We start from the raw sequence: 20,228 nt of genomic DNA, 5'->3' as shown, positions 1-20,228 counted from the left end.
AATTGAATGCTCAACCAGATGTTGATATTCCTCCTCGACACCCTTCTGGGGCTATTTTCCCTGGTGCTGCTGCTGCGTTTTTATATGCAGTTGCTACGGGCGCCCCATCGTAATCCGCTATCGCAATTTCTCATCGCGATTACGGATTTTCTGGTACGACCGGCGCGACGCGTAATCCCCGGCTTCGGAGGTATCGATTTTCCCACGTTGCTGCTGGCATGGCTTACGCAACTCATATTATTGGCAGGTGTGTACATACTTCAGGGGTACAACTTCACCTCGACTATCGGCCTTGCAGCCGGCGCGCTGGCGCTCCTGGCGCTTGTGGAAATCATCAAGATGACGCTTTATATCATAATGGCGGCGGTAATCATTCAGGCGGTGCTTTCCTGGTTCAATCCCTATAGCGCACTGGCGCCGGTACTCGACAGTTTTACCCGGCCGTTCCTCGGGGTTATCCGGGCACGCATTCCCCCTATCGGCAACATTGATCTGTCGCCACTGTTTGTGCTGATAATTATCCAATTGCTGCTGTTTGTAGTGGCAAGGACGGAAGGGGAAATCTCCCGCCTGTTCTGATGTCGGATATAACATCTTCCACTTGGTACCGCTGTGATAGTGGCGGACAACGGCTTATCCTTACCCTGCACGTACAGCCGGGCGCGAAGCAAACGGAAGTGGTTGGGTTGCATGGCGACGCGATGAAAGTCAGGCTGGCTGCGCCACCTGCAGAAGGCGCCGCCAACGCTGCGGTGATTGAATTTCTCGCCGGAATATTTGGGGTGCCCCAATGCCAGGTGACGCTCAAGCACGGGATTAAATCCCGGCGTAAAGTAGTTGAGATTAGCCATCCGCTCCGTGACCCCAGCGTGCTATGGAAATATGCCAGGGATGCGAATACGGGCTAGCGGTTTCGGCAAGTCATTTGGCGATAGTGATACTGGGCACACCAACACGGGGTAAATCGGTGACGGTTATCTGAAACAGAAGGTACAACATCTGGAAGGCATCCCGGTTCCAATTCGCGAGAGGTCCTGCCGTGTCCACCGCGTAATATCGGCCGTGCGAGTGAACCGAAAGGTCGGCTTCCTCGGGATCCGACTCTGAAACAACGAGTCCGATGGTGGCGGCGGGATTTTCGTCGTTATGGATTGCGGGAGTTCTTGGATCCTTGTCGACATCATACTCTGGATCGTCGCCGATTGAGCGGCCCAGGAAATTGAGGACCGAATGGAAGCTTCTGAGCCGGAAAACGCCTCTCATAGGCCACGTCCCCCCCGGAAAATCGGAACGGATGTCGAACGCAATATCGTTACTGGTCCAATCTACCGCCTCCCGGCTCAACCGCATGCGTTCGTCAGTAGACAAAGTCTTTGGGTCGTAATTGGTCATGAGAATGGGCCCAGGCACTTGTTTGCGAAGCGTGAAAGTATTATCCACCCTGTTATAGAGCACGGAAAACTCTTTCTCCAGCGCTTGAAAGCCCTCCGCCGTAACCGACCCTGCGGGAATACTCCAGGCTTGTTCCAGGGTCAACGGTTCGGCGTGGAGCTGATCCTGATCCTGAATGGCCGAGAGGTGAAGAACCGCGCGGCGAAACATTTCGTAGCCCGCTGTATCGGACGGCCTGTTGCGATAGGCGACATGGTGCTCAGAATGCTGAATTCGTACTTCCTGAGCCATCAGCCTCAGCAAGAGATCAATATCAAAACGCTGTCGAAGCAGCAGGGTAAACTTGTTTTGGTGAAACGGGGTAAGAAGCCGTTTCGTAAATTCTTCCCCTTCGATCGGAACAATGCTGATGGTCGGATTTTCCGCGACGCTACCGCCGAATAATGGCATGAGCACCGGGCCCGCCAGCCCGCCCAGGGCGGGTGTGGCTCCGGCATTGAATCGGAAATCGAACGTCGCCGCAATGTTTGAGACTCCGGTAAAATGTATGGGTTGACGGTGATGCGCACGAGCAATGTTCATCAATAGCTGCTTGGACGCCGCACTGGTTATGGCATTATCATAAGCGCCCACTGCTCGGTTGAGCGTGATGGGAGACAGGCAAGCCGACAGCATCAGCGGGGCTAACAGGCAAAATAACACGCATAGCGAACGTTTAAGGCGAGAGCAAAAACTGCCCATGTACTGTAGGTTCATCTGGATAAACGGATAGGCGAGCAGAATGGGAGCGAGATAACAGATTCTTGTTGTATTTAAAGTAAATGCTCAAGACGGTACGGGTTCGACTCAAGGCATAGCACTTCGCAGGTCCACCTGTATAATCCGCGAATGTCGAGAAGTTGGCTCAGCACTGTCTACATACCCCAAATGGGTATGAACTCCCCGCCAGCCTGAAAGTGAGGAACTCCGCTGCCGCTTCTCAGTCTATTTCCGGCAAGACATTACCTCTTTCCAATCCCCGCGGTCAAGATGTTAATTCAAGGCTACGAAGTAAGGCATTGACAAAATGAATGGAAGCCACCCATCAGATAATATCCGGATAATAATGTAAAATGAATGCGTCCTGCCTGTATATTGGAAATCTGATTGCCACTGGCAGTTGGGGCAAAACGAGCCGGTGAGCTTTTTTGCTATATTTGTATTGAGGTACCCCAATAGCAATAAGATCGATACTGAAAATGGGAATTCGAATCTCTGCCGGGAGGAAAATCACATGAAAAAGATTTTGATCGTATCTGCGTTAACTTTAGGTTTGGCCTCACCCGTCGCCTTTGCGCAGCATGATCATCACAGTGAAGAAAAAAACACCTCCCTCGGCAACCCCGGCGATCCCGGCGAGGTTTCACGAACCATCGAAATAACAATGGTGGATAATCGCTTTAAGCCTTCGGAAATAAAAGTAAAACAAGGTGAAACAGTTAAATTTCTGCTTAACAATACTGGCAAGAAAAAGCATGAGATGATGATCGGTACGCCAGAAGACATTGATAAGCACAATAAAATGATGAAAAAATTTCCCGACATGGAGCACCCTGACGAGCCCAACATGGTCAGCGTTGCTCCAGGCAAGACCGCGGAATTGGTCTGGCATTTCACCGAAGCCGGGACGGTTGACTTTGCCTGCCCGTTGCCAGGCCATTTCAAGGGTATGAATTTTCCAGGTATGAAAGGAACAATCGAAGTGGAGACCAAATGAAAATATCAAAGCAGGTATTATTAGCAGGATCCATCCTCATCAGCGCACTGGCTGGAAGCGGTGCTCATGCGACTGCAACTACGGTCGAGGTTTACAAGAGTTCGACCTGCAAATGCTGTGCAAAATGGGTTGATCACATGCGAGCAAACGGGTTTACGGTCAATACCCACGATGTGGGCAACAAGGAAGCCCGCGAGCAAGCCGGAATTTCCACTACCCTCGGCTCATGCCATACTGCCCTGGTCGACGGCTATGCAATTGAAGGCCATGTGCCCGCCCAGGATATCAAGCGCCTTCTCAAGGAGCGTCCCCGTGCTATTGGCCTGACCGCTCCGGGCATGCCTCACGGTTCTCCGGGAATGGAAGGGGCACGCAGCGATCCTTATGACGTGCTTTTGATAAACAAGCAAGGCGATACCACGGTTTACAGCCAGCATCGTCCATCTGACGCAAAAGATTCAGTGATGAGGCTGAAATGAAGAGTATCGAATCCTGTAACCTCACCCCCCAAGGCATGAAAGAGAGATCCAGCAAGGTTTCCCTGACCCCGCCAGTAAGTTTCTTTGCAGTCCCGACCATTATGCCGCTCACCGGGCAAGGAATGGTTGGCGCGGGAGGCAAGCGGCCTTGAGCATGCATCGTTTCATTCTCTTAAGTGCGGTAATCGGTATCATTGCAAGCTGCGGCGAATCCAAACCGCCTGCCACAACAGAAGCGCCGCCGGCTTCACCCGTCGCTGCACCAGCCTCACCAGCCGCCGCACCGGCTACTGCCGAACCCGCCGCGCCTGTTGCTGAACCTGGGCCACCAGCTGCGGCATCTGTACCGGCACCGGTGGAACAACCCAAAAACTTGGCAGCGCGCAAGCTGGATCCGGAAAAAATCAAGCGTGGCCAGGCCACTTATACCAAAAATTGCGCAAGCTGCCATGGACCCAATGGCGAGGCCACTCCAGGTTGGCGAATACCGGCGGCTGACGGGAGATATCCACCGCCTCCTTTGGACGGCAGTGCCCATGCCTGGCATCACTCAACCGAAACATTGGAAACAATGATCCGGGTCGGTAGCCCGGGTGCCGGTATGCCAGCGTGGGATGGAAAACTGACGAAACAGGAAATAGATGACGTGATCGTCTGGATAAAATCGCTATGGCCAGATGAAGTCTACGATATCTGGCTTAAGGAAATTGAGAGTAAGCCGGAACCAAAACGAGGCTAGGCTCTAAGCGCCGGCTATTTGCTGCGTTGGTTTTGGGATAACGGAGATAGCGCTACTTTTCGGGCTGAGACCTGGTTTAAGCCCGAAAAGGGCGACCAGAGTTTCGCTAGGTTGCTAATCCCACCTGAAGGGACAGGAACTGCGACAGGCGAAGGATTCAGGTAGAGTTGAGATATAACAACAAGGCCACCAGACCGATCAATCCGCCGACCTTTCCCTATCTTATCCAGCAGCCTGTTGAAGAATCGCACCTAAAAGGTGGCCGGGTGAGGACAGATTTTGAGGATTTTGAAGGCCAATAGTTATTCTATTGGCCTAAAAAGCGGCGACATATAAACCGCCAAGACGCTTGCAGCCGATTTTCTTCAAATTCGACAGGCTGCAAGGTAGCAGTCGGCAATTCAACGTCGCTCACACTCCCGATCAAAAGCGCTACGCTTAACCCTCGGGTTGGCTGGCTTTCGGCGCCGCCTTCTTTACCGTAGCACGGGCGGGAAGCTTTTCCCGGATGCGCGCCGACTTGCCGGAACGATCCCGCAGATAATAAAGCTTGGCGCGACGGACATCCCCGCGACGCTTGATCTCTATGCTGGCAATCAGCGGTGAGTAGCTCTGGAAAGTCCGTTCCACACCCTCCCCGCTGGATACTTTACGTACAGTAAAGGCCGAATTGAGACCGCGGTTGCGCTTGGCGATGACGACACCTTCATAAGCCTGTATCCGTTTACGGTCGCCTTCCACTACGTTGACGTTAACGATCACGGTATCCCCAGGAGCGAAATCCGGAATTGTCTTGCCGAGACGGCTGATTTCTTCATTTTCAAGCTGTTCGATCAGGTTCATTTGCACTCCTTACTTTATATTCTCTGGTTTCAATTTCTGATGTGGACATGCTGGAATTCTTCCAGCAACTCCTTTTCTTCTCTCGTCAGGCCACGTTCCACTTTCAATGCCATCAAATCCGGTCGCCTCAGCCATGTCCTGCCGAGGGACTGCTGTAAACGCCACCGCTTGATCCTGGCATGATTGCCAGACATCAGAACCTCAGGCACCACATTTCCCCGATATATCTCCGGCCGCGTGTATTGGGGAAAGTCCAGCAACCCCGCCACAAATGAGTCCTGGTTCGCCGATTCGGGATCGCCCAGCACGCCTGGCATCTGCCGCACCAGGCAGTCTATCAGCACCATCGCGGCCAGTTCGCCGCCAGAAAGCACGTAATCGCCAATAGAAATTTCATAATCGACCTGACGCCCTATCAAACGCTCATCCACGCCTTCATAGCGTCCCGCCAGCAGTACCAGCGCCGGTAGCTCGCCCAACTCTACAACCAGACCATGATCCAGCGGGCGTCCCTGCGGAGACAGATAAATCACTTTCGTTTCCGCAACGTCGAGCGCTGCCTGCCGATTCCTTGCAGCAGTGAGCGCTTTTTCAAGCGGCTCAGCCAACATTACCATCCCTGGCCCGCCACCATAAGGACGATCATCTATTGTATGGTAATTATCCACGGTAAACTCACGCGGATTCCAGGTATGCAGACGATAAATATCGTTTGCGTTCGCCCTTCCGGTCACGCCATGCTTGGTGATCGCGTCGAACATCTCGGGGAACAGGGTAACGACATCAAATTCACGAGCCATGTTCTTAGTAGTCCACACCCCAATCCACCGTTATCCGGCACGCCTTGAAATCTACTTTTACAATTACCTGGCTGATGAAAGGAATCAATCTTTCCCTTTCGGGTTCTTTCAAACTCTGCACTTGAAGCACATCGTTGGCGCCGGTTTCAAGCAATCCAGTGACTTTCCCCAGTGCTTCGCCCTGTTGGTTAACGATTTCAAGCCCGATCAGATCCGACCAGTAATAGCCGTCGTTACCGCTATTCGACAAGACCGGCAATTGACCGCGAGGAATTGCAATTTGCAGGCCCTTCAGTTCCGCCGCTGCGTTACGATCGGCGCATTGCTCAAGTAACGCGGTCAATCTGTTCCCGTGAACACCGCTTGCGTTAACCTTAACGTTGCGCCATTCGCCATTGCCGCTGCCCAACCACCACACCGGATAGTCAGCCAGCCCATCTATATATTCGGTATAGGGGAAAACCTTGATCCAACCTGACAAACCGTAAGGGCCAACGATATGCCCCATCACCACCATCGGCTCGACCGCTGTGCCCGGTCTAGCTTCCTGCGGTTTCTTGTTTCGCGCCAAACTGCTTGACCAGCCTCGTTACGGTGTCCGACAGCTGCGCACCCTGTGATTGCCAATAAGTGACTCGATCCAGTTTGACCCGCAGCCCTTCTTCACCTTCAGCCGCTCTGGGATTATAAAAACCGATGCGCTCGATGAATTTTCCATCACGAGCATTGCGCGAGTCCGCTACTACCATATTGAAAAACGGGCGATTCTTGGCGCCGCCGCGTGCCAATCGAATAATGACCATGTATATATTGCCTATTGGGGTCTAAAACTGAAAAGGGTGTGATTTTACGGTAATTTTTGCCGGATTAGCAAGTAATACTTCCGCTTGCCAATAGGGATAGAAGGCGTAGAGCCAATAGATTACCACATGCTGATCGGGCAAGCCAGCCACCTCCACGTTTGCTCGTTTCCGCGTTTCCATGTTTAAGGCGGCTCTTTCATTAAAGCACGGAATCTCTATCATGATCGCCTGCCACCGGCGGCGGGTGGCCAAGCTGGCAAAACGATAATTTATTCGCAGTTCCTTACCTTAATGCGCCTGTTCCCAATTTGAGCCAACACCCACCTCCACTAACAGCGGCACATCGAGCTCGGCCACGTTACCCATCAATTTCGGCAATTCATGTTTCATCATTTCGATTTCATCAGCCGGCACTTCCAATACCAGTTCATCGTGGACCTGCATGATAAGCTTGCTGCGAAGATTTTCCCGTTCCAACCAGCCATGCACCGCAATCATGGCAAGCTTGATGATGTCCGCCGCAGTGCCTTGCATCGGCGCATTGATAGCGGCACGTTCTGCAGCCTGCCTGCGATTGCCGTTGGCGCTGTTGATCTCCGGGAGCCGTAGTCGTCGGCCGAATACGGTTTCTACGCAGCCCGTTTCTTTGGCAGTTTCCCTGGTCCGCTGCATATAGTCCGCCACACCCGGATAACGGGCAAAATAACGGTCCATGTAAGCGCGGGCGGCCGCGCGCTCAATGCCGAGCTGAGAGGCAAGGCCGAATTCGGACATCCCATATATCAGACCGAAGTTAATGATTTTTGCGTAACGCCGCTGTTCGTTGTTCACTGCTTCCAGCGGGACGCCGAACACTTCCGAGGCTGTGGCGCGATGGATGTCCTCACCCTTGGCGAAAGCGTTGAGCATCCCTTCATCATGCGAAATATGCGCCATGATGCGTAGCTCGATCTGCGAATAATCCGCGGAGACAATGCTATGCCCCGGCGATGCGATAAATGCTTCACGAATGCGACGGCCTTCAATGGTACGCACGGGAATATTCTGTAGATTGGGTTCGTTGCTGGCGAGTCGTCCGGTCACTGCTACCGCCTGCGCGTAATTGGTATGCACCCGCCCGGTAGCGGCATCCACCATACGCGGGAGCTTATCGGTATAGGTAGACTTGAGCTTGGCGAGGCCACGATAATCGAGCAGGACTTTTGCAAGGGGATAGTCCAGTGCAAGCCGTTGCAGCACATCTTCGTCCGTGGAAGGCACGCCGCCCGGGGTTTTTTTAATGACGGGCAGCTTAAGCTTGTTGAACAGGATTTCCTGAATCTGCTTCGTTGAATTCAGATTGAACGGCTGTCCGGCGATTAAACACGCGCTGTTCTCCAGTAGCAGCATTTTTTCGCCGAGTTCCCGGCTTTGATTTTCCAGCAACTTCAAGTCCAGCAGTACGCCGTTGCGCTCCATGTCGAACAGTATCTCCATCGCCGGCATTTCAAGAGCGCGATAAATATATTCAAGCTTTGCATCCGCCGCAATTTCAGGGTACAGGTGTTGATGCAGTTGCAGCGTGATGTCGGCATCTTCAGCCGCATATCGGGAGGCGCGTTCGATATCCACCTGATCAAAATTTATCCGGCTGGCTCCCTTGCCCGTGATCTCATCATAACTGACCGTCTTGACGCCGAGATGCCGCAATGCAAGGTTATCCATGTCGTGCGGGCGGTGGGATTCGAGTACATAGGACTGGAGCAGCGTGTCATGGACGATACCGTTCAAGGCAATACCATAACTGGCAAAGATATGCTTATCGTACTTCAGGTTCTGCCCGAGTTTTTGTTTGGCCGGATTGGTCAGCCAGGGCCTGAGCTTATCGAGGACAAGACCGATCGGCAGTTGCTGTGGCGCGCCGGCATATCGGTGCGCCAACGGCAGGTACGCGCCCTGGTGAGCCTCGACGGAAAATGCGATGCCGACGAGCTGAGCCTGCATCGGGTCCAGCCCTGTGGTTTCCGTATCCAGTGAAACAACCGGCGCGGCATCGATACGCATGACCCACTCATCGAACTGGGCCGGCGTAACAATGGTTTGGTAGTCTACCGGCGCCCGGTCGGCGCGTACCTCGCCCGCACTCGCTTGCGGATAGGTCCGAGTCAGGGAAAGGGAAAGCTCGCCGCCCTTTTCTCCTGAACCCACGTCCCGCAACTCTCGCAGCCATGTTTTAAAGTCCAGCCGCTCATACAGTTCTGCCAATTTGGCGGTATTTTGCGGCTGCAGCCCAAGGCCATGCAGATTTACGGGCAATACGACGTCGCACTTGATCGCGAGGATTTCGCGAGACTTGCTCAACCAATCGAGAGCACCGCGTAAATTTTCGCCGACCACACCGCCGATTTCATCGGCATGGGCGACAATATTGTCCAGCGTACCGTATTGCGTGAGCCACTTTACCGCGGTTTTAGGGCCGACCTTTGGTACGCCCGGAATGTTGTCGGATGTGTCACCGACCAGTGCCAGATAGTCGATCATGCGCGACGGCGCGACGCCGAACCGGGCCACCACGCCGGCTTCATCAAGTATTTCGTTTGTCATGGTATTCACCAGCGTTACCTGTTGATTTACAAGCTGCGCGATATCCTTGTCGCCGGTAGAAATTATGCAACGCATATTCTCCCGTTCAGCCTGTTTAGCCAGCGTAGCGATCACATCATCCGCTTCTACCCCTTCCACGATCAGCATCGGCCATCCCATCGCATTGATGCACTCATATAGCGGCGTTATCTGAGCAACGAGATCATCCGGCATGGGAGGGCGATGCGACTTATACTGCGCGTAAAGATCGTCACGAAAAGTCTTGCCTTTTGCATCAAATACGCACGCGCTATAATGCGCTTCGTAATCCTTGTGGAGGCGGCGTAACATATTGATCACGCCATAAATCGCCCCCGTCGGCTCGTTGTTGCGGTTGCGGAAGTCTGGTAACGCATGAAAAGCGCGATATAGGTAGGATGAACCGTCAACCAGCAGTAATGTTTTCATCTAACTCCAAAGGTTTTTGCCAATGAGCCCGAAAGATAAGCTAGCCCGTACCATGACGAACGAATTTCGGGAACAGACCTGGTCGGCCAGCGAATCGTGGCGCGTGTTCAGAATTATGGCAGAATTTGTCGAAGCGACGGAACGCTTGAGTTCGATCAGGCCCGCTGTAAGCATTTTCGGTAGTGCGCGTACGCTCCCCGAGCATCCATACTATAAACTGACCGAGCAGATTACCCGGCAATTGTCCGATGCGGGTTTTGCCGTAATTTCCGGCGGTGGTCCCGGTATCATGGAAGCGGCCAACAAGGGCGCTTATTTTGGTGAATCGCCCAGTATCGGCCTGAATATCCAACTTCCCCATGAACAGCATCGCAATGTCTACCAGGATATCAGCCAGACCTTTCGCCATTTTTTTGCGCGAAAATATATGTTTGTCAAGTTCGCCAGTGCCTACGTCGTCTTACCTGGCGGATTTGGCACGCTTGATGAGCTAATGGAGGCACTTACGCTGGTTCAGACCGGCAAGACCCGGAAAATGCCTATTATCCTCGTTTGTTCGGATTTTTGGCGCGGCATGATTGATTGGCTCCAGCACGTGCTTGTCTCGGAAGGCATGATCGGTTCGGAAGATATGAACCTGATACAGATGATCGATGAGCCGGGCGAAGTGGTGAACGCCATATTCAAATATTATGAAACCCGGGGGTTCGAGCCTTCCGCGGCAGAGCGCGAAGTCCAACTCAATCTGTAATGGCGGGTCATTTCAGATAGAATAACATATTGACCCTGACCCCCTGCCGGGAGGCGCCATGCGTCGTATAGTGATTGCATTATTATTGATTTCCGCACTACCCGCAGCAGCGCAATCCAATCAGCCCAAGGATCTGCGGCCCTTGCCCGAGGTTCCCGAACCACCAGAATTACCTTTGCCTTCGCCGGGGGCGGACGATGAGGACGCCTCGCTGGAACCGCAGGTTACGATCACCAAGCGTGGAGAGGACAAGATCGAGGAGTACCGGATCAATGGGCGCCTCTACATGATCAAGGTGACACCCCGCATTGGCCTGCCATATTATTTGATGGACAATCGTGGGGACGGAACATTTGCTGCCCACGACACCGGCGGCCTTGACCAGCGCATTCGTCCTCCGATGTGGGTAATACGCGAGTTTTGACCTTTGATTAAAGGCAGCGAGATTCTTCTCCCTTTTGCTGCTTAGCCTTCTTTGCTCCCGTTCATGTCCGTCTATACCACCGTCACGCAGCATCAGCTTTCCATTTGGCTGAAAAACTACTCTCTCGGGTCCCTGATCGATCTGCAGGGCATCTCCTCGGGTATCGAAAACACCAATTATTTCGTCACTACCAATCACGGCAAGTACGTTCTCACTCTGTTTGAAAAGCTGAGCTTTTCCGATTTGCCCTATTACCTGAACCTGATGGCCTATCTGTCACGCCATGGCATTCCGTGCCCCAGCCCAATTGCTGATCTCGACAATAAATTTCTTGGCGAGCTCAACGGTAAACCGGCGAGCATCGTCACCTGCCTGCGCGGAAAATCTCAGGAACATCCGACTACCCTGCACTGCGCGGAAGTCGGCGAACTCCTGGCAAGCCTGCATTTATCTGGCCTTTCCTATCCTGAGAAAATGGAGAACTCGCGCGGACCAAAGTGGTGGAAGGCCACGGCGCCTGATGTTATGCCATTTCTTAACGCGGAAGACGCGAAAGTTCTTCGGGAAGAATTGCGTTTTCAGTCGTTGTATCGCTTTGAAAACCTTCCCCGCGGCGTAATTCATGCAGATCTGTTTCGCGACAATGTCCTGTTCAACGACAACGCGATGGGCGGCGTGATCGATTTCTATTTCGCTTGCAACGATGTCTTGCTGTACGATCTCGCCATTGCCGCCAACGACTGGTGCCTGAACGAAAATGGCGAACTGGACGCGGCACGTACATCGTCTTTACTCCAGGCGTATCACCGCACCCGCCCGCTTACTGTCAACGAACGCGACGCATGGCCGGTAATGCTGCGTGCCGCGGCTTTGCGCTTCTGGTTATCGCGGCTCCAGGATTATCATTTGCCGCGCATGGGTGAACTCACTCATGTAAAAGACCCTGCCCACTTCATGCATATACTGAAGAACCACGCGTCATCCCAAGCCAAACTGAAGCCGGTTTGGGTTTAAGTATTTAAGAATAAAACTGCGGTTACCCTTTGCGGCGGGCACAGCCCTATCGGAGATAAAAAATGCAAGTCAGGCAAGTCGATGCGAAACAGGGGTGGCAGTGGATAATGACCGGCTTTTTTTTGTTCCGCAGAGCTCCTCTGGTATGGATTGTCCTGTGCGCCACCTTGCTGCTGATCGCTGCCACACTAGCGCTTATTCCAATAGCAGGACAATTTATTTTCACTTTGCTCTCGCCGGTGTTCCTGGCAGGCGTGATGATAGGATGCAAAACACTGGAAGAGGGCGGCCGCCTGGAGATTACCCACTTGTTGGCAGGCTTTCACGGCACTGCATCTCCGTTGATTACGATAGGGGGAATCTATCTGGTAGGGCAAGTGCTGATTGTTGGGGTGTTCATGCTGGTCGGAGGCGACGTACTGATGGGTTTGTTGCTGGAGGGGAAAAGGGTCGATGAAAATGAGTTGCAGAATGTATCAGGCGATATGCTCTCCGCATCCCTGGTGGCGCTCGTGTTGACCATTCCGCTTTTGATGGCTGTCTGGTTCGCGCCACTGCTGGTGAAATTCGGTAATATGCGGGCCTTGGACGCAATGCGGTCCAGCTTTGTTGCCTGCCTGAAAAATATCGTTCCACTCCAGGTTTACGTCATTACGCTGGTAGTCGTCATGACGATACTGATTATGCTGGCAAGCGGCCTGTTAGGCCCCTCGCTAATAGTACAGCTGGCAGTAATCACGGCCGTGTCGCCAACCTTGTTCGCTTCCATTTTTGCAAGCTACCGCGACATTTTCCAGGACTCGGCGGAAGCCGTATAACAATTCTTCAAAACAGCTCTTCAAAAGCTCCAATCTATCCCGGCTTCATGCACCGACCAGCTTGGCATACTCCAGCAATAACCACTTTGTGCCAGCACGGCCAAACTTGACCTCGACGCGAGCGTCTGCGCCGCTTCCTTCGCAATTGACGATTACACCTGCGCCAAACTTGGCGTGCACAACATTCTGTCCTACTCGCCAGGGAGATGTCGGCGAGTCGTGCCTCGCTGGCTGCTGGATTGGCTTGCCATACCCATGACCGTAATCCCCGAGGCCCGATTCCTGATTTCGGATTCCTGCCTTCTGCGGCGGCTGTAACCACTTCAGCAAGCTATCCGGAATTTCCTTCAAAAACCGCGAAGGAATGTTATAGCGCGTCTGGCCGTGAAGCATGCGGCTTTGGGCGAAACTCAAATACAACCTTCGCCGGGCCCGGGTTAACGCGACATACATCAACCGCCGTTCCTCTTCCAGGCCGGCTGCTTCGTTACGACTGTTATCATGTGGAAACAGGCCTTCTTCCAATCCACTCAGAAACACGCTGTGAAACTCAAGACCCTTGGACGAGTGCACCGTCATCAACTGCAGCGCATCCTCACCACCGCCAGCCTGATGCTCGCCCGCTTCCAGCGACGCATGGGCAAGAAATACCGTCAGGCTATCATCCTCCGCCTCATGTACGAAGCTGGCGGCAGCGGTGACCAATTCATTCAAGTTTTCCAGCCGGTCGGCTCCCTCGCGTTCGGCACGATAATGCGCCACCAGCCCACTATGCTCCAGAACGTGCTCCACCACCTCCGGTAGCGGTAACTTCTCGCATACGTGACGCATCGATTCAATCATCGCGACAAAACCGCCAATTCCTTTCTTTGACTTCTCCGGTCCCTTCCCGCCCTCGGACCTGGCAGGGGTTTTATCTTCCGCCTCCGGTATGGAAAGCGCTCCACCTCCGCATTTCTCAATCATCGCTTCCCAAAGGCTTCCTCCTTGCCGCTTGGCTTCATCCTGTAACTGTTCCAGACTTCGCATACCGATTCCGCGCGCAGGAAAGTTTACAATCCTCAGCAGCGCATTGTCGTCGCCAAGGTTGACCAATAGCCGAAGATACGCCAGGGCATGCTTGATTTCCTGCCGTTCGAAAAAACGCATTCCGCCATAGACCCGATACGGCAACGAGGCATTGAATAACGCATGTTCCAGAACCCGCGATTGCGCATTGGAACGGTAGAGCAATGCCATCTGGGACAGCGCCACGCCTTCCGCACGTAACGATTTTGCTTCACCCACGATGAATGCAGCCTCATCAAAATCGTTCGGCGCGTTATACACGCGTATCGGTTCGCCATGGCCCTCGGAGGTCCACAAATTCTTGCCGAGCCGACCGCTATTGTTGCGTATCAGCGTGTTGGCGGCATTCAGTATATTGCCGTGCGAGCGATAGTTCTGCTCCAGCTTGATGATTTTTGAAATACGAAAGTCGCTTTCAAACTCCTTCATATTGCCGGTGTTCGCGCCGCGAAATGCATAGATACTCTGGTCGTCATCTCCAACGGCAAATACTGCAGCCTGTTCGCCGGCGAGCAACCTTAGCCATTTGTATTGCAGACGACTTGTGTCCTGGAATTCATCCACTAGAATATGGCAGAAGCGGCTACGATAATGCTCGCGAATGATTTCATTCCGGCTCAGCAGCTCATAACTGCGCAGCAGCAGCTCAGCAAAGTCAACCACGCCTTCCTTATTGCATTGCTGCTCGTAGAAATGGTAAAACTCAACCGCCTTCCGCGCAAAATCGTCATAGGTTTCAACCTGCGATGCTCTCAACCCCTCGTCTTTTGCGTTGTTGATGAACCATTGGACCTGCCGCGGCGGAAATTTTTCGTCATCCGCGTCCAGATTCTTCAGGATGCGCTTGATTACCGCCAGCTGATCAGCGGAATCCAGAATCTGAAAAGCCTGCGGCAATCCGGCATCCTGATGATGGGCGCGAAGCATGCGATTGCACAAGCCATGGAACGTGCCTATCCACATACCACGCGTATTGATCGGCAGCATTGAAGAGATGCGGGTGAGCATTTCCTTCGCCGCCTTGTTGGTGAAAGTGACGGCCAGTATGCCATGAGGACTTACCTGGCTGGACTGGATTAAATAGACAATGCGGGTAGTGAGTACCCGTGTCTTGCCGCTACCCGCACCCGCCAGCACCAATGCCGACTGATGCGGCAAAGTGACCGCTTCGCGTTGTTCAGGATTCAGTGCGGAAAGAGAAGGAGAAGGCATTATGGAAAGGGTTTCCGATCAGATATTCGGGAATGATCTTGAATCCCGAAATTGGGCAAAGGCTCAGTGTGCAGTGAGGGCACGATGAGTCCTGTATAACTTGACTATAACTGCTGCGCTCGGGATTATCCGCGTTTATGCAATTGGGAGTAGTCGAGCAAAAAGAAGAAAAAGAAGATATGGCGCCGCTATAAATTCCAGCTTCGAAGCATTATGTAGCGCTATCGGTGTGTAAAACGACAGGCAATCCATTAAATGAGCCGTTGAAGCGGGGCTTTATAGGGCGCCCTTATCGATAATATTACATGACTATTTGCTTCGGCTTTTCCTCACCAGATCCAGAATAAGCGGCGTTAGAACCAATTCTATCGCCAAACCCATTTTACCCCCCGGCACTACAATTGTGTTCGGACGAGACATGAATGAGTTGTGAATCATCGAAAGCAGATACGGGAAATCGACGTTCTTGGGGTCGCGGAATCGAATCACGACAAAACTTTCGTCCAGGGTAGGTATATCCCGAGCAATAAAAGGATTGGACGTGTCCACCGTTGGTACACGCTGGAAGTTGATATGCGAACGTGAAAATTGCGGCGTAATGTAATGAACATAATCATGCATGCGCCGAAGAATGGTGTGTGTTACCGCCTCAGCCGAATACCCCCGCGCATTCATGTCGCGATGAATTTTCTGTATCCATTCCAGATTGACAATGGGCGTAACACCTACCAGCAGATCGACATATTGCGTAACGTCGACGCTATCGCTTTTCACCCCGCCATGCAAGCCTTCGTAAAATAACAGATCTGAACCGGGCTTTATCGGTGACCATGGGGTAAAGGTGCCCGCTTTTTGCTGGTATGGCGCAGCTTCTTCATCATTGTGCAGGTACAAGCGAATTTGGCCGCTGCCGCTCTCGCCATATTCCTTGAAAAGAGCTTCGAGCTTCTCGAATTCGTTAGCTTCGGGACCAAAATGGCTGATGGCGTGACCGCCATCCTTCTCCGAATCAGCTACGGCGTTTTTCATTCCGTCGCGATCGTAGCGATGGAAGCTATCACCTTCTACCACCGCAGCAGTCAGTGTCTCGCGCCGAAATATATGCTCGAAGCTATTCTTGACCGTCGACGTACCCGCGCCGGACGACCCGGTAACGGCGATGACGGGGTGCTTTTGTGACATACAGACTTTCTCCTCAGGATAATAAGATGTTCATAGGGCGTGCGTCAGTGGTTTTGCTGATTTCAGCAAATCTCGAGCAGCGTAATGATAACTGTTTTTTTAATAATTTTGGTGGCAACGGTTGAGGATAAAGTCATTTCACGCTTGCTTGTAAGCAAATAGCTTGCGGACAATCTGTTTTTTCTTATAGGGAAAATTCCTGGGTAAATACTCAAGTTTGACATTCACAGGTCTCTGGCATAGAATGCGCCGCTTTACTGAAATAAGCAGGGGTAGGTTTTGTGAAAACCTTTTCAGCCAAACCACATGAAGTAATCCGCGACTGGTTTGTGATCGATGCAGCCGACAAGGTGCTGGGACGTCTCGCAGCAGAGATCGCCCATCGTTTGCGCGGCAAACACAAGCCCATTTTCACTCCTCACGTGGATACCGGCGATTTTATTGTTGTCATCAATGTCGATAAGCTACGCGTGACCGGCAATAAAGCGGAAAACAAGACTTATTATCGTCATAGCGGTTACCCTGGCGGCATTTACGAAACAAGTTTTGCGAAAATGCATGCACGTTTCCCGGGTCGTCCCCTGGAAAAGGCAGTCAAGGGTATGCTGCCGAAAGGTCCGCTCGGGTACGCAATGCTAAAGAAACTTAAAATCTATGCGGGTGCTTCCCACCCGCACGCGGCGCAACAGCCGCGTCAACTCGAAGTCAGGGCTTGATACCATGAGCACAACCTATAGTTACGGTACCGGCCGCCGGAAAAGTGCGGTGGCGCGGGTATTCATCAAACCTGGAAAGGGGTTGATCACGGTCAACGACAAACCGGTTGACGAATTTTTTTCCCGTGAAACCGGGCGCATGGTCGTCCGTCAACCACTCGAACTGACGGGAAATCTGACGAGTTTCGACATCCTGGTCAATATCCACGGGGGCGGTGAATCGGGTCAGGCAGGCGCGGTGCGACATGGTATTACCCGCGCATTAATTGATTTTGACTCGACGCTTAAACCTGTATTGAGCAGCGCTGGACTTGTCACACGTGATGCACGTGAAGTGGAACGGAAGAAAGTGGGTTTTCGCAAGGCACGCCGGCGCAAGCAATTTTCGAAGAGATAAGCGTTGTACGATGCTATACAAAAAGCCGCCCGCTTCTGGCGGCTTTTTTATTTGTTGCTTATAATCAATCGATGAGATTCACCTCCCCTGCCAAGATAAATAATCGGACAAAGCTTCAATCCCACATTAGAGACTATGGGCTCGAATTGATCCGTCATGAGGCGCCACTGAGATCCGTGCAAATATCCAGCTCGAAAATGAGGTTGTATCAACGAATTTTTTAGCGACATCAGGAGTGCTGTGTTAAAGCAGGGGAGCCGATGGCGAAGCGGATGCTCACGAGCAAGTTTCATTCTGAAGCTTGCTGCATGCAGCCTGACGCGTCCTTTTAAAACCTGGAGACACCATGCTTAAAATTGGTATCGTAGGCGGAACCGGTTACACCGGTGTGGAATTGCTGCGCATTTTGTCGCAACACCCTGAAGCGAACATCCAGGCCATTACTTCACGTAAAGAAGCAGGTATTGGCGTAGCTGAACTGTTTCCCAATTTGCGCGGACGGGTATCGCTCAAGTTTTGCGATCCCGCGGAAGCAGGATTGGAGAAATGCGATGTGGTCTTCTTTGCCACCCCCAACGGTATCGCCATGCAACAAGCCCGATCCTTGCTTGCCTCAGGGGTGCGCGTGATAGACCTTGCCGCGGATTTCCGCATCAAGGATGTGGCGGTATGGGAAAAATGGTACGGCATGCCTCATGCCTGTCCCGACCTCGTGGCGGAGGCTGTCTATGGCTTGCCGGAAATCAATCGCGACAAAATCAGGAGTGCTCGGCTCATAGCGAATCCCGGCTGTTATCCAACCGCCGTGCAACTGGGCTTCCTGCCCTTGATCGAGGCCGGCATTGTCGATCTCGACCACCTCATCGCAGACGTGAAATCCGGCGTCTCCGGTGCGGGACGCAATGCGGAAATTCATACGCTGTTTGCGGAAGCGGCTGATAACTTCAAGGCCTATGGCGTGGCGGGACATCGTCATTTACCCGAGATCCGGCAGGGCCTGTCGAATGTAGCCACACGTCCGGTCGGGCTGACATTCGTGCCGCACCTTACACCGATGATTCGTGGCATCCACGCCACGCTTTATGCAAGACTCGCGGCAGATATCGATTTGCAGGCTTTATATGAGCAACGATACGCCGATGAACCATTTGTTGACGTGCTTCCGGCAGGTGCTCATCCCGAAACCCGCTCAGTGCGCGGCTCAAATCTTTGCCGGATTGCGGTCCATCGCCCGCAAGGCGGCAACATGGCAGTTATACTGTCGGTAACAGACAATCTTGTAAAGGGTGCGGCGGGACAAGCAGTGCAAAACATGAACCTCATGTTCGGCTTGCCGGAAACCCTGGCGATCAATCACGCTCCATTACTGCCTTAAGTATTCATTGAATAAATCTTATGGGGGACGCAACGACAACAACCGTGTTAACCCGGCAATAAGGGTATTAACCCTGTCTTTATTTCGACCGAACGAGAATACTTCATCCATCTTGTTTGAGTGCTTTGCTCCAATACTTTTAGTGGCGCCGGGTCTCGGTAATTCGCTGCCGCACGGCATAAGCTTGGGTTATGATCAAATCGTTTAAAAGAAAATCCGGCATCTCCGCGTCGCGAGTGGCGGTTCGCCCGCAAACCCCGGCGTATATCCGATGGTTGGCCATTGCCGCACTTATCCTGCTGGCGCTTGGTTTGTCCTGGGGAATGTATGACGCCGGGCGCAAGTTTGCTGGTTTCGACAAGAATGAGGTAACGCATGAGCTGGATCGGCTAGCCCAGTTAAACGCCGACCTTCAGCGAGATAATGAGGAGCTGCGTGTCAGACTTGCCGGACTTGATCGTCAATTGCAGATGGACCTCGTGGCACGAGAAGATATCGCCAAGCAGGTGAAGACGCTGGAACACGAGAATACCCGCCTGAAAGAAGACCTCGCGTTTTTCCAGAATCTTGGGTCAGCCCCCGGAAAGAACGAACAACGGATTTCCATTGGCCGCTTAAAACTGGAACGAGGCAATTTCCCCGGAGAATACCGTTACAGCTTGCTGCTGGTCCAAGGCAAGCAGCGCCCCGGCGATTTCCATGGTAGCCTGGAATTCACCATCAATTTCGAGCAAGATGGTAAAAAAATAGCGATGCCACTCGCAGACAGCACATCAACGACAGAGGTTAGCTTCAAGTTTTACCAGAGAGTGGAAAATATCTTCCGCATGCCGCCCGATGCCACCGTGGAAAGTATGCAGGTGAAAGTGTTTGAAAAAAACGTAGCCCAGGCTAAGCTGGTGCAAACCGTCAATTTGTCTTTGTGAAGGAGAGAAAATGTTTGGGAAGAAGACAGGCAAGCCCCAGAACCAGATCGATTCGCTCATAGGTGCAGGCACCCGCATCGACGGCAATATAAGCTTCAGTGGAGGTTTGCGGGTAGATGGCCATATCAAAGGTAATATTACCGCGCTGGGCGACAAACCCAGCACTTTAGTGCTAAGCGACGAAGCAATCGTCGAAGGGGTAATCCAGGTCTCTCACGCGGTTATCAATGGCACGGTAGTCGGTGCCATACAAGTGAGCGAGTATGTGGAACTACAAGCCAAGGCCAGAGTCTCTGGAGATATACACTATAAAACCATGGAAATTCAGCTTGGCGCATCCGTTCGAGGAATGCTGCATCACCAGGATACGATGCAGCTCGACAACAAGGTGGTGACGCTAATACCGGCCGCGTTGCGCCATAGAAAAAGGTTACCGAAACAGTTTTGCAGTTAACGTTGTGCCATAAGGAAAGGAATTCATTTTAGTGCATCGAAGATGATTT

The 20,228-nt window shown here is 52.6% G+C and carries 24 protein-coding genes; 15 read left to right on the top strand and 9 right to left on the bottom strand.

Annotation, left to right across the window (positions count from 1 at the left end):
- Window positions 1-6 precede the first annotated feature (6 nt).
- Together BLS94_RS08670 and BLS94_RS08665 are read left to right on the top strand one after the other, a co-directional pair.
- A complete protein-coding gene (locus BLS94_RS08670) occupies window positions 7-579 on the top strand; it encodes a YggT family protein (protein ID WP_090959716.1) in 573 nt (190 codons plus the stop codon).
- Entirely contained in the window at window positions 579-908 is a 330-nt protein-coding gene (locus BLS94_RS08665) for a DUF167 domain-containing protein (RefSeq protein WP_090959713.1), read from the top strand. The genes BLS94_RS08670 and BLS94_RS08665 overlap by 1 nt, the downstream gene beginning before the upstream one ends.
- Window positions 909-921: 13 nt before the next feature.
- Here BLS94_RS08665 and BLS94_RS08660 read toward each other — a convergent pair whose 3' ends face one another.
- Complete coding sequence (locus BLS94_RS08660; protein WP_371130258.1) at window positions 922-1,974, bottom strand: hypothetical protein; 1,053 nt, start codon at window positions 1,972-1,974, stop codon at window positions 922-924.
- A gap of 691 nt (window positions 1,975-2,665) precedes the next feature.
- Here BLS94_RS08660 and BLS94_RS08650 point away from each other — a divergent pair.
- The 4 genes from BLS94_RS08650 to BLS94_RS08640 are packed head-to-tail and all read left to right on the top strand — an operon-like array spanning window position 2,666 to window position 4,366.
- Window positions 2,666-3,148, top strand: coding sequence for a cupredoxin domain-containing protein (locus BLS94_RS08650; protein WP_090959703.1), 483 nt, complete (start codon window positions 2,666-2,668; stop codon window positions 3,146-3,148).
- Complete coding sequence (locus BLS94_RS08645) at window positions 3,145-3,627, top strand: DUF411 domain-containing protein (RefSeq protein WP_072766501.1); 483 nt, start codon at window positions 3,145-3,147, stop codon at window positions 3,625-3,627. The genes BLS94_RS08650 and BLS94_RS08645 overlap by 4 nt, the downstream gene beginning before the upstream one ends.
- Window positions 3,624-3,779 (top strand): hypothetical protein, encoded by a 156-nt coding sequence (locus BLS94_RS14905; protein ID WP_176767836.1) that lies wholly within the window; start codon window positions 3,624-3,626, stop codon window positions 3,777-3,779. The genes BLS94_RS08645 and BLS94_RS14905 overlap by 4 nt, the downstream gene beginning before the upstream one ends.
- A gap of 2 nt (window positions 3,780-3,781) precedes the next feature.
- Window positions 3,782-4,366 carry a c-type cytochrome gene (locus BLS94_RS08640; protein ID WP_090959700.1) on the top strand — a complete coding sequence of 195 codons (585 nt, stop codon included), beginning with the start codon at window positions 3,782-3,784 and terminating at the stop codon, window positions 4,364-4,366.
- A gap of 438 nt (window positions 4,367-4,804) precedes the next feature.
- On the opposite strand, the gene rplS is transcribed toward BLS94_RS08640, so the two are convergent.
- The 6 genes from rplS to polA form a co-directional block, all read right to left on the bottom strand.
- Window positions 4,805-5,209 (bottom strand): 50S ribosomal protein L19, encoded by a 405-nt coding sequence (rplS, locus tag BLS94_RS08635; protein WP_072766503.1) that lies wholly within the window; start codon window positions 5,207-5,209, stop codon window positions 4,805-4,807.
- 29 nt (window positions 5,210-5,238) lie between these two features.
- Window positions 5,239-6,009, bottom strand: coding sequence for a tRNA (guanosine(37)-N1)-methyltransferase TrmD (trmD, locus tag BLS94_RS08630; protein ID WP_090959697.1), 771 nt, complete (start codon window positions 6,007-6,009; stop codon window positions 5,239-5,241).
- Between the two features lie 4 nt (window positions 6,010-6,013).
- Complete coding sequence (rimM, locus tag BLS94_RS08625) at window positions 6,014-6,526, bottom strand: ribosome maturation factor RimM (protein WP_072766505.1); 513 nt, start codon at window positions 6,524-6,526, stop codon at window positions 6,014-6,016.
- Between the two features lie 22 nt (window positions 6,527-6,548).
- Window positions 6,549-6,812, bottom strand: a complete 264-nt coding sequence (gene rpsP, locus BLS94_RS08620) for a 30S ribosomal protein S16 (protein WP_072766506.1) — start codon at window positions 6,810-6,812, stop codon at window positions 6,549-6,551.
- A gap of 21 nt (window positions 6,813-6,833) precedes the next feature.
- The gene (locus BLS94_RS14900) at window positions 6,834-6,992 is read right to left on the bottom strand and encodes a hypothetical protein (protein WP_176767835.1); all 159 of its coding nucleotides are present in this window, start codon (window positions 6,990-6,992) and stop codon (window positions 6,834-6,836) included.
- A gap of 108 nt (window positions 6,993-7,100) precedes the next feature.
- Window positions 7,101-9,842: a DNA polymerase I gene (polA, locus tag BLS94_RS08610; protein WP_090959691.1), complete on the bottom strand. Its 2,742-nt coding sequence runs from the start codon at window positions 9,840-9,842 to the stop codon at window positions 7,101-7,103.
- Between the two features lie 22 nt (window positions 9,843-9,864).
- Between polA and BLS94_RS08605 the strand changes: the two genes are divergently transcribed.
- The 4 genes from BLS94_RS08605 to BLS94_RS08590 all read left to right on the top strand — a co-directional run bounded on the left by BLS94_RS08605 (window position 9,865) and on the right by BLS94_RS08590 (window position 12,849).
- A complete protein-coding gene (locus BLS94_RS08605) occupies window positions 9,865-10,593 on the top strand; it encodes an LOG family protein (protein ID WP_090959688.1) in 729 nt (242 codons plus the stop codon).
- Window positions 10,594-10,651: 58 nt separating this feature from the next.
- The gene (locus BLS94_RS08600; protein WP_090959685.1) at window positions 10,652-11,017 is read left to right on the top strand and encodes a DUF2782 domain-containing protein; all 366 of its coding nucleotides are present in this window, start codon (window positions 10,652-10,654) and stop codon (window positions 11,015-11,017) included.
- 63 nt (window positions 11,018-11,080) lie between these two features.
- Window positions 11,081-12,031, top strand: coding sequence for a homoserine kinase (locus BLS94_RS08595; protein WP_090959682.1), 951 nt, complete (start codon window positions 11,081-11,083; stop codon window positions 12,029-12,031).
- A gap of 62 nt (window positions 12,032-12,093) precedes the next feature.
- A complete protein-coding gene (locus BLS94_RS08590; protein ID WP_090959679.1) occupies window positions 12,094-12,849 on the top strand; it encodes a BPSS1780 family membrane protein in 756 nt (251 codons plus the stop codon).
- Window positions 12,850-12,894: 45 nt separating this feature from the next.
- Here BLS94_RS08590 and BLS94_RS08585 read toward each other — a convergent pair whose 3' ends face one another.
- Window positions 12,895-15,129 carry a UvrD-helicase domain-containing protein gene (locus BLS94_RS08585; protein WP_090959676.1) on the bottom strand — a complete coding sequence of 745 codons (2,235 nt, stop codon included), beginning with the start codon at window positions 15,127-15,129 and terminating at the stop codon, window positions 12,895-12,897.
- A 309-nt stretch (window positions 15,130-15,438) separates the two neighbouring features.
- Window positions 15,439-16,311, bottom strand: a complete 873-nt coding sequence (locus BLS94_RS08580; protein ID WP_090959673.1) for a phosphoribulokinase — start codon at window positions 16,309-16,311, stop codon at window positions 15,439-15,441.
- A gap of 281 nt (window positions 16,312-16,592) precedes the next feature.
- Between BLS94_RS08580 and rplM the strand changes: the two genes are divergently transcribed.
- The 5 genes from rplM to BLS94_RS08555 all read left to right on the top strand — a co-directional run bounded on the left by rplM (window position 16,593) and on the right by BLS94_RS08555 (window position 20,179).
- Window positions 16,593-17,027 carry a 50S ribosomal protein L13 gene (gene rplM, locus BLS94_RS08575; protein WP_025040412.1) on the top strand — a complete coding sequence of 145 codons (435 nt, stop codon included), beginning with the start codon at window positions 16,593-16,595 and terminating at the stop codon, window positions 17,025-17,027.
- A gap of 4 nt (window positions 17,028-17,031) precedes the next feature.
- Complete coding sequence (rpsI, locus tag BLS94_RS08570; RefSeq protein WP_072766515.1) at window positions 17,032-17,424, top strand: 30S ribosomal protein S9; 393 nt, start codon at window positions 17,032-17,034, stop codon at window positions 17,422-17,424.
- A gap of 346 nt (window positions 17,425-17,770) precedes the next feature.
- The gene (argC, locus tag BLS94_RS08565) at window positions 17,771-18,799 is read left to right on the top strand and encodes an N-acetyl-gamma-glutamyl-phosphate reductase (protein ID WP_090959670.1); all 1,029 of its coding nucleotides are present in this window, start codon (window positions 17,771-17,773) and stop codon (window positions 18,797-18,799) included.
- Window positions 18,800-18,990: 191 nt separating this feature from the next.
- Entirely contained in the window at window positions 18,991-19,725 is a 735-nt protein-coding gene (locus BLS94_RS08560) for a DUF6776 family protein (RefSeq protein ID WP_256325352.1), read from the top strand.
- A gap of 10 nt (window positions 19,726-19,735) precedes the next feature.
- Window positions 19,736-20,179: a bactofilin family protein gene (locus tag BLS94_RS08555; RefSeq protein WP_090959667.1), complete on the top strand. Its 444-nt coding sequence runs from the start codon at window positions 19,736-19,738 to the stop codon at window positions 20,177-20,179.
- Window positions 20,180-20,228: the final 49 nt, after the last annotated feature.

The sequence above is a fragment of the Nitrosospira sp. Nsp18 genome (assembly GCF_900103145.1).
Lineage (GTDB): Bacteria > Pseudomonadota > Gammaproteobacteria > Burkholderiales > Nitrosomonadaceae > Nitrosospira.
The sequence above is the reverse complement of the archived record's forward strand: the minus strand, read 5'-3'. Positions and strand labels throughout refer to the sequence as shown.

What these genes read in the sequence shown, in the direction of transcription:
- BLS94_RS08670 (WP_090959716.1), top strand. Translation starts at nt 7, where the DNA reads ATGCTCAACCAGATGTTGATATTCCTCCTCGACACCCTTCTGGGGCTA.
- BLS94_RS08665 (WP_090959713.1), top strand. Translation starts at nt 579, where the DNA reads ATGTCGGATATAACATCTTCCACTTGGTACCGCTGTGATAGTGGCGGA.
- BLS94_RS08660 (WP_371130258.1), bottom strand. Translation starts at nt 1,974, where the DNA reads ATGAACATTGCTCGTGCGCATCACCGTCAACCCATACATTTTACCGGA.
- BLS94_RS08650 (WP_090959703.1), top strand. Translation starts at nt 2,666, where the DNA reads ATGAAAAAGATTTTGATCGTATCTGCGTTAACTTTAGGTTTGGCCTCA.
- BLS94_RS08645 (WP_072766501.1), top strand. Translation starts at nt 3,145, where the DNA reads ATGAAAATATCAAAGCAGGTATTATTAGCAGGATCCATCCTCATCAGC.
- BLS94_RS14905 (WP_176767836.1), top strand. Translation starts at nt 3,624, where the DNA reads ATGAAGAGTATCGAATCCTGTAACCTCACCCCCCAAGGCATGAAAGAG.
- BLS94_RS08640 (WP_090959700.1), top strand. Translation starts at nt 3,782, where the DNA reads ATGCATCGTTTCATTCTCTTAAGTGCGGTAATCGGTATCATTGCAAGC.
- rplS (WP_072766503.1), bottom strand. Translation starts at nt 5,209, where the DNA reads ATGAACCTGATCGAACAGCTTGAAAATGAAGAAATCAGCCGTCTCGGC.
- trmD (WP_090959697.1), bottom strand. Translation starts at nt 6,009, where the DNA reads ATGGCTCGTGAATTTGATGTCGTTACCCTGTTCCCCGAGATGTTCGAC.
- rimM (WP_072766505.1), bottom strand. Translation starts at nt 6,526, where the DNA reads ATGGTGGTGATGGGGCATATCGTTGGCCCTTACGGTTTGTCAGGTTGG.
- rpsP (WP_072766506.1), bottom strand. Translation starts at nt 6,812, where the DNA reads ATGGTCATTATTCGATTGGCACGCGGCGGCGCCAAGAATCGCCCGTTT.
- BLS94_RS14900 (WP_176767835.1), bottom strand. Translation starts at nt 6,992, where the DNA reads ATGGAAACGCGGAAACGAGCAAACGTGGAGGTGGCTGGCTTGCCCGAT.
- polA (WP_090959691.1), bottom strand. Translation starts at nt 9,842, where the DNA reads ATGAAAACATTACTGCTGGTTGACGGTTCATCCTACCTATATCGCGCT.
- BLS94_RS08605 (WP_090959688.1), top strand. Translation starts at nt 9,865, where the DNA reads ATGAGCCCGAAAGATAAGCTAGCCCGTACCATGACGAACGAATTTCGG.
- BLS94_RS08600 (WP_090959685.1), top strand. Translation starts at nt 10,652, where the DNA reads ATGCGTCGTATAGTGATTGCATTATTATTGATTTCCGCACTACCCGCA.
- BLS94_RS08595 (WP_090959682.1), top strand. Translation starts at nt 11,081, where the DNA reads ATGTCCGTCTATACCACCGTCACGCAGCATCAGCTTTCCATTTGGCTG.
- BLS94_RS08590 (WP_090959679.1), top strand. Translation starts at nt 12,094, where the DNA reads ATGCAAGTCAGGCAAGTCGATGCGAAACAGGGGTGGCAGTGGATAATG.
- BLS94_RS08585 (WP_090959676.1), bottom strand. Translation starts at nt 15,129, where the DNA reads ATGCCTTCTCCTTCTCTTTCCGCACTGAATCCTGAACAACGCGAAGCG.
- BLS94_RS08580 (WP_090959673.1), bottom strand. Translation starts at nt 16,311, where the DNA reads ATGTCACAAAAGCACCCCGTCATCGCCGTTACCGGGTCGTCCGGCGCG.
- rpsI (WP_072766515.1), top strand. Translation starts at nt 17,032, where the DNA reads ATGAGCACAACCTATAGTTACGGTACCGGCCGCCGGAAAAGTGCGGTG.
- argC (WP_090959670.1), top strand. Translation starts at nt 17,771, where the DNA reads ATGCTTAAAATTGGTATCGTAGGCGGAACCGGTTACACCGGTGTGGAA.
- BLS94_RS08560 (WP_256325352.1), top strand. Translation starts at nt 18,991, where the DNA reads ATGATCAAATCGTTTAAAAGAAAATCCGGCATCTCCGCGTCGCGAGTG.
- BLS94_RS08555 (WP_090959667.1), top strand. Translation starts at nt 19,736, where the DNA reads ATGTTTGGGAAGAAGACAGGCAAGCCCCAGAACCAGATCGATTCGCTC.